At 67.6% G+C, this 6,000-nt stretch carries 6 protein-coding genes; 4 read left to right on the forward strand and 2 right to left on the reverse strand.

Annotated elements, in window-relative coordinates; translation table 11 throughout:
• Positions 1–166: 166 nt before the first annotated feature.
• Together ACIBX3_RS49555 and ACIBX3_RS49560 are read right to left on the reverse strand one after the other, a co-directional pair.
• A complete protein-coding gene (locus tag ACIBX3_RS49555) occupies positions 167–493 on the reverse strand; it encodes a hypothetical protein (protein ID WP_397127700.1) in 327 nt (108 codons plus the stop codon).
• 408 nt (positions 494–901) lie between these two features.
• The gene (locus tag ACIBX3_RS49560; protein WP_397127701.1) at positions 902–1,252 is read right to left on the reverse strand and encodes a hypothetical protein; all 351 of its coding nucleotides are present in this window, start codon (positions 1,250–1,252) and stop codon (positions 902–904) included.
• A 389-nt stretch (positions 1,253–1,641) separates the two neighbouring features.
• Here ACIBX3_RS49560 and ACIBX3_RS49565 point away from each other — a divergent pair, with 389 nt between their 5' ends.
• The 4 genes from ACIBX3_RS49565 to ACIBX3_RS49580 are packed head-to-tail and all read left to right on the forward strand — an operon-like array spanning position 1,642 to position 5,749.
• Positions 1,642–2,541 carry an alpha/beta fold hydrolase gene (locus ACIBX3_RS49565; RefSeq protein ID WP_397127702.1) on the forward strand — a complete coding sequence of 300 codons (900 nt, stop codon included), beginning with the start codon at positions 1,642–1,644 and terminating at the stop codon, positions 2,539–2,541.
• A 42-nt stretch (positions 2,542–2,583) separates the two neighbouring features.
• On the forward strand, positions 2,584–3,765 hold the full coding sequence (gene moeZ, locus ACIBX3_RS49570; protein ID WP_397127703.1) for an adenylyltransferase/sulfurtransferase MoeZ: 1,182 nt from the start codon (positions 2,584–2,586) through the stop codon (positions 3,763–3,765).
• Between the two features lie 38 nt (positions 3,766–3,803).
• A complete protein-coding gene (locus ACIBX3_RS49575; protein WP_397127704.1) occupies positions 3,804–4,520 on the forward strand; it encodes a hypothetical protein in 717 nt (238 codons plus the stop codon).
• Between the two features lie 20 nt (positions 4,521–4,540).
• Positions 4,541–5,749 (forward strand): S8 family serine peptidase, encoded by a 1,209-nt coding sequence (locus tag ACIBX3_RS49580; protein WP_397127705.1) that lies wholly within the window; start codon positions 4,541–4,543, stop codon positions 5,747–5,749.
• Positions 5,750–6,000 lie beyond the last annotated feature (251 nt).

The following is a 6,000-nucleotide window of genomic DNA, read 5'->3' on the forward strand; positions in this document are numbered from 1 at the left end:
TTCCCTCTCCCTGGTCATGTTGTGAAGCAGAGTGCCTGTGAATCCGTGTCGCTCATCGCTTCGCCGGAGCGGGATGATGTCGCTGCGGGACACAGGCACTCGGCCGGGTTTCTCACGTCGCTCAGGATGCGGTCACAGGCCCCCGCCTGGACTGCTCGGCGCGCCCTTAAGGGGCGCCGAGCGCCGTGCGGGACTGGAGCTGGTCCTGATCCTGGTCTTCGTCCTGGTCGGCTTTCTGATCCTGGCTCTGCTGGTTCGTGTTGTGGATATGGATGTGGATTTTCAGCCGGTGGCGGCCGTGTTTGCCCCACCCGCCCCATCCGCAGCGCTTGCCCGAGCAGCGGGCGAAGTAGCCGGACGCAGACGCGGTGGTGGCGGAGGCGGCTGCGGCGCCGGCGGTCGAGGCGGTGGTCATTGCGCCCAGGCTGACGATGGCGCCGGTCGTGGCGGCGCTGAGAGCGAGGCCGGCGATGACACTCCTGAACTTGGGCATTGGAATCCCCCCAAAGGTTCGGTTGCCCTGTTCTTGACATTTTCCAATCCATCGGAAAATGTTCTGGATGGCTGGCTAATGCGTCATCCGTGTCGTTTTACTTCCCGGCGCCAATATCGAACCAAACGGGCTTCGTGATGTTTTACTCTACGCTAGCGCCCTCCTTGCTCTTATTAAACATTTATGAATTGAATTGAGGTGATTTGTCCTTTTGGTGTCGTGGTCGCTGTCGACTGCACGAGTCTGGGGACATGTGAATGCGCCCTCGGCGGCGAATTGCCGAGGGCGCATATCGTGTGATCCGGTAGATGTCTGCCTGGAGCTGTCAACCGGGATGCGTTCGCATGGCTGTCTTCCGGTGGCTCAGGACCCTCCTGCCGATCGCTCCAGGGGGACTACCTGGAGCCGTCAGTCGTCGAGGACGTTGAACGGGAACTTGCTCTGGTCCTGGTCCTGATCCTGGTCCTGGCTCTGCTTGTGGGCCTGGTTCTGGCTCTGCTGGTTGTTGTTGTGGATGTGGATCTTCACCTTCGTCTTGTGGTGGTTGCGGTGGCGACCCCAGCCCCAGCCGCCGCCTCCTCCGCCCCAGCCCCAGCCGCAGTGCTTGCGGCAGTGGGCGAGGAAGCCGGACGCGGTGGTGGCGGAGGCGGTCGTCGCGCCGGCGGCCGAGGTGGTGGTCATTGCGCCCAGGCCGACGGCTCCACCGGTCGCTGCGGTGGTGATCGCCAGCCCTGCGAGCATGGTCTTGAACGTGGGCATTGAGTTCCCCCCCAAAAAAAGGATCGATTGCCCTGGTTCTCGACACTTCCGATGACGATCGGAGATGTCGCGGATGACGACTAAATGGTCATCCGCCCTTTTGATGTCCGGGACGAAGGTGTCACAAACGGACATTGGGGGATTTTGCTATACACTAACGCGCTCATTGCTCTTGTTAAGCATTATGAATTTGAATTGTGGCGATTTGTCCGCTTTCCTCGTGAAGCTGGACGGGGCCGACTCGTCGTCACGTGATCCCCGTCGGGGAGGTGCGATGCATTCGATGTACCGATAAGTCACAATAAGTCAGAAATGTCCGATATGGGTCCATATGGTGCTATACGGTGTTGTGGCTTGGATATCGTGGGAGTGAACGACAAGGAGGAGGCATGGCAGCAGAGCCAATCCCGCACTGGCCAGGACGCGTCCTGGGCGAGGTGCACGTCAGGTCCACCCCTGAAGGGCCCGCCGAGCAGGCGGTGTTCGTTCACGGTCTGGCCGGGTCGGCCACGAACTGGACCGACCTCATGGACGAGCTCAAGGACACGGTCACGGGCCACGCCATCGACCTGCCGGGAGCCGGTTTCTCTCCCGCGCCCGCCGACGGCGACTACACCGTCGCCGGACACGCCAGAGCCGTGATCGGCCTGCTGGAGCACACGGGCCCGGCCCACTTGTTCGGCAACTCGCTGGGCGGCGCGATCTCTGTCAGGGTCGCCGCCACGCGCCCCGACCTGGTCCGCTCGCTCATGCTCGTCTCGCCTGCCCTGCCCGACCTGCTCCCCAGGTACGGCCCCGTCCGCGTGGCCGCCGCCGCGGTCCCCATGCTGGGCGACTGGGTGGCGAGCAGGCTGCGCTGGGTCCCGGCCGAGCAGCGCGTCAACGCCTCCCTGTCCATGGTGTGGGCCAACGTGAACGGCGTCCACCCGGTACGCCTGCGCGACGCCATCGAGGAGCTCCGCAGGCGCGACGACCTCCCGTACGCCGGTGAGGCCATGGTCGCCTCGGCCCGGGGCATCGTGGCGGAGTATTTCCGCCGCGGCGAGGACAACCTCTGGCGCCAGGCGGCCAAGGTCCAGGCACCGACGCTGATCGTGCACGGCCGGCACGACCGCCTCGTCCGCCCGGCCATGGCGGCGAAGGCGTTGCGGACGTTCAGGAATGCCCGCCTCGTGTTGCTGCCCACGGCCGGTCACGTGGCGCAGATGGAGATCCCGCAGGTCGTGGCGGTCGAGGCACGCCGTCTGATCGGTGAGACTCGATTGGGGAATGCCCCACTGCCCCGCTAGGTTTCACAGTGAGATAAGACCCCTGAAACGGGAGCGTAGAAAGTGTCGTTGCCACCGCTGGTCGAGCCGGCCACAGAGCTGACCGTCGACGAAGTGCGCCGCTACTCGCGCCACCTGATCATTCCCGATGTGGGCATGGCGGGGCAGAAGCGGCTGAAGAATGCCAAGGTGCTGTGTGTGGGCGCCGGGGGCCTGGGCTCGCCCGCGCTGATGTACCTCGCGGCGGCGGGCGTCGGCACCCTCGGCGTCATCGACTTCGACGTGGTCGATGAGTCCAACCTGCAGCGTCAGATCATCCACGGTCAGTCCGACGTGGGCAGGCTCAAGGCCGAGAGCGCCGCGGCGTCGGTCCGCGAGATCAACCCGTACGTCAACGTCGTGATCCACAACGCGGCGCTGACCACCGAGAACGTCATGGAGATCTTCTCCGGCTACGACCTCATCGTCGACGGCACCGACAACTTCGCCACGCGTTACATGGTGAACGACGCCGCGGTGCTGCTCGGCAAGCCGTACGTCTGGGGCTCGATCTACCGCTTCGACGGCCAGGCGAGCGTCTTCTGGGCCGAGCACGGCCCGTGCTACCGCTGCCTCTACCCGGAGCCCCCGCCTCCCGGCATGGTGCCGTCGTGCGCCGAGGGCGGTGTGCTCGGCGTGCTGTGCGCGTCGATCGGCTCCATCCAGGTCAATGAGGCCATCAAGCTGCTGACCGGCATCGGCGACCCGCTGGTCGGACGGCTGATGATCTATGACGCCCTGGAGATGAAGTACCGCGACGTCAAGGTCCGCAAGGACCCCGAGTGCGTCCTGTGCGGCAAGAACCCGACGGTCACCGAGCTGCTCGAGGACTACGAGGCGTTCTGCGGCGCGATCTCCGACGAGGCCGCCGAGGCCGCCAGCGGCTCCACGATCACCGCGGCGGAGCTCAAGGAGATGCAGGACCGCGGCGACGACATCTTCCTCGTCGACGTCCGCGAGCCGAACGAGTACGAGATCGTCTCCATCCCCGGCGCCACGCTGATCCCCAAGGGCGAGTTCCTCAACGGCTCGGCCCTGGAGAGGTTGCCGCAGGACAAGCGCATCGTGCTGCACTGCAAGTCGGGCGCGCGCTCGGCGGAGGCCCTGGCCGTCATCAAGAACGCCGGGTTCTCCGACGCCGTCCACGTCGGCGGCGGCGTGCTGAGCTGGGTCAAGACCGTCGACCCCAGCTTGCCCAGCTATTAAGGGGTTTTCACCGGGACACCCCGGTTAAGGTCGATGGCGTGAACTCCGCCCGCCCCTGGCCGACCCTGGTGGTGGCCTCCGCGCTGACACTGATCTGCGCGGTGGCCGCCGGGGTGGCCGGGAGCGCGGCGGGCACGGAGCTCACCCGCGGCCCGAGCGCCGCCGAGCTGAAGGTGGCGGCCGAACGGGAGGTCGCCGAGCGCTGGCGCACCTGGGCCGCGGGACGTATCTTCCCCGCCACATTGCCGTACTCCGCCGAACAGGGCGGTCAGGAACGTGCCAGCAGAATCGGCATCTCGCCGCAGACCTCCTGCGACTCGGTGGACGCCAAGGCGGCCAAAGCCCTGCGCAAGGCAGGTTGCCGGGGCCTGCTGCGGGCCACCTACATCGACGCGCTGCGCGGCGTGCTCGTCACCATCGGCGTGGCTGCCCTGCCCGACGAGCTGCGTGCCGCGCGCGCCAAGTCCGCGTTCGCCGACGGCGGCAAGCCCGCGCCCGGGCTGCGGCCGCTGGCCTTCCGTGACACGATCGCCTACCGCTTCAGCCCCGCCGTCCGCCAGACCGGGTCGGTACGCCAGGCCGGGCCGTACCTCGTGCTGACCACGGCCGGTGAGGTCGACGGCCGGCCGGGGGACGCGGTGGGGGAGCCGCGACCCAGCATTTTCGCCTTCGCCACCGAGATCTCCGAGCACGTCCTGACGGGCCTGAGCACGCCGAAGATGCCCGATTGCGCCGCAGAGGAATGGCAGTGCTGACTCAGGGCACTCCAGCAAGCGTGCTGAGACGCGTGATGGCGGTCGCGACGGCCGGGGCGCTGCTGTTCGCGGCCGCGCCCGCGCGGGCCGACGACGTGCGCGGCGGGCAGCGGCAAGTGATCAAGACACTGCAGCTCACGCAGGCGTGGCGGGTCAGCAAGGGTGCCGGGGTCACGGTGGCGGTGCTCGACTCCGGCGTCGACCCGTACCATCGCGACCTGGCGGGCTCGGTACGGGTGGGCAAGGATTTCACCGCGGGTGCGAATCCGCCCGGCGTGACTCCGAGCAGGTTGCACGGCACGTACATGGCCTCGTTGATAGCCGGGCACGGGCACGGGCCAGAGGGAAAACGCGGGATCATCGGCGTCGCGCCCGAAGCGGACGTACTGTCAGTAAGGGTCATCCTTGAGGACGAGGAGCCGGGTTTCCGGGAGTTCAACTCCGCCGAGCGCTTCGAGAACGTGGTGGCCAGAGGCATCAAGTACGCCGTGGACGAGGGGGCAGACGTGATCAACATGTCGATCTCCAAGGAGCTGGCGACCAGGGAGGAGCGGGCGGCCATCCGCTACGCGATCTCCAAGGGCGTCGTGCTCGTGGCCGCCGCGGGCAACGACGGCGACCGGAAGATCGACGGCGACTTCGCGCCCTATTCCTATCCAGCCGCGTTCCCCGGGGTCGTCTCCGTGGGGGCGACGGACCGGCGGCTGCGGCGGGCCACGTTCTCCAACTGGAACTCCTCCGTCCAGGTGGCCGCGCCCGGCGTCGACATCATGGGCGCGGGCCCCGGGGATGAGTACTGGGTCGGCAGGGGCACGTCGCAGGCGACCGCGCTGGTGTCCGGCGTCGCCGCCCTTATTAAGGCGAAATATCCGGACATGTCGCCTCCGCTCCTCGCCCAGGCGCTCACCGCCGGCGCCACTGACCGCCCGCCGGGCGGCTACGACATGGCCACCGGCTTCGGCGTCGTGAACGCCGCCCGGGCCCTGACCGAGGCGAGCCGGCTGGCCGGGCACACCGAGACCGCCATCGGCCCCGAGGTCCAGGATCCCGCCAAGCCACTGGCCGGTGGGCGGGCCGGCCCGATCGAGGTCGTCGTCAGGGACGACCGGCGCCTGACGGTCTACGCGGCGGTCGGCGTCGCGGCGGCCGTCGGCGCCATCGCGTCCCTGAGCGTCATATTCATCCTGGTCAGGCGCGTACGCCGGGCGCACAGCTCACAAGACGCATGATCTACCCACTTAGGGGGACGAAATAGACATAGAGCGAACGCGAGGGAGCGCCGTCGTCTGGAGGAGGAGCGCCGGGAGCGCAGCGACCAGAGCGACGGGGGAAGGCGGCGGCATCTGGCGACCGAGCCCGCCTCACGGACGTGAGGCCATGAACACGCGAGGGAGCGCCGTCGTCTGGAGGAGGAGCGCCGGGAGCGCAGCGACCAGAGCGACGGGGGAAGGCGGCGGCATCTGGCGACCGAGCCCGCCGC

The sequence above is a fragment of the Nonomuraea sp. NPDC049480 genome (assembly GCF_044465905.1).
GTDB lineage: Bacteria > Actinomycetota > Actinomycetes > Streptosporangiales > Streptosporangiaceae > Nonomuraea.

Bases quoted from the DNA above. Each gene is read 5' to 3' on its own strand.
- ACIBX3_RS49555 (WP_397127700.1), bottom strand. From the start codon at position 493: ATGCCCAAGTTCAGGAGTGTCATCGCCGGCCTCGCTCTCAGCGCCGCC.
- ACIBX3_RS49560 (WP_397127701.1), bottom strand. From the start codon at position 1,252: ATGCCCACGTTCAAGACCATGCTCGCAGGGCTGGCGATCACCACCGCA.
- ACIBX3_RS49565 (WP_397127702.1), top strand. From the start codon at position 1,642: ATGGCAGCAGAGCCAATCCCGCACTGGCCAGGACGCGTCCTGGGCGAG.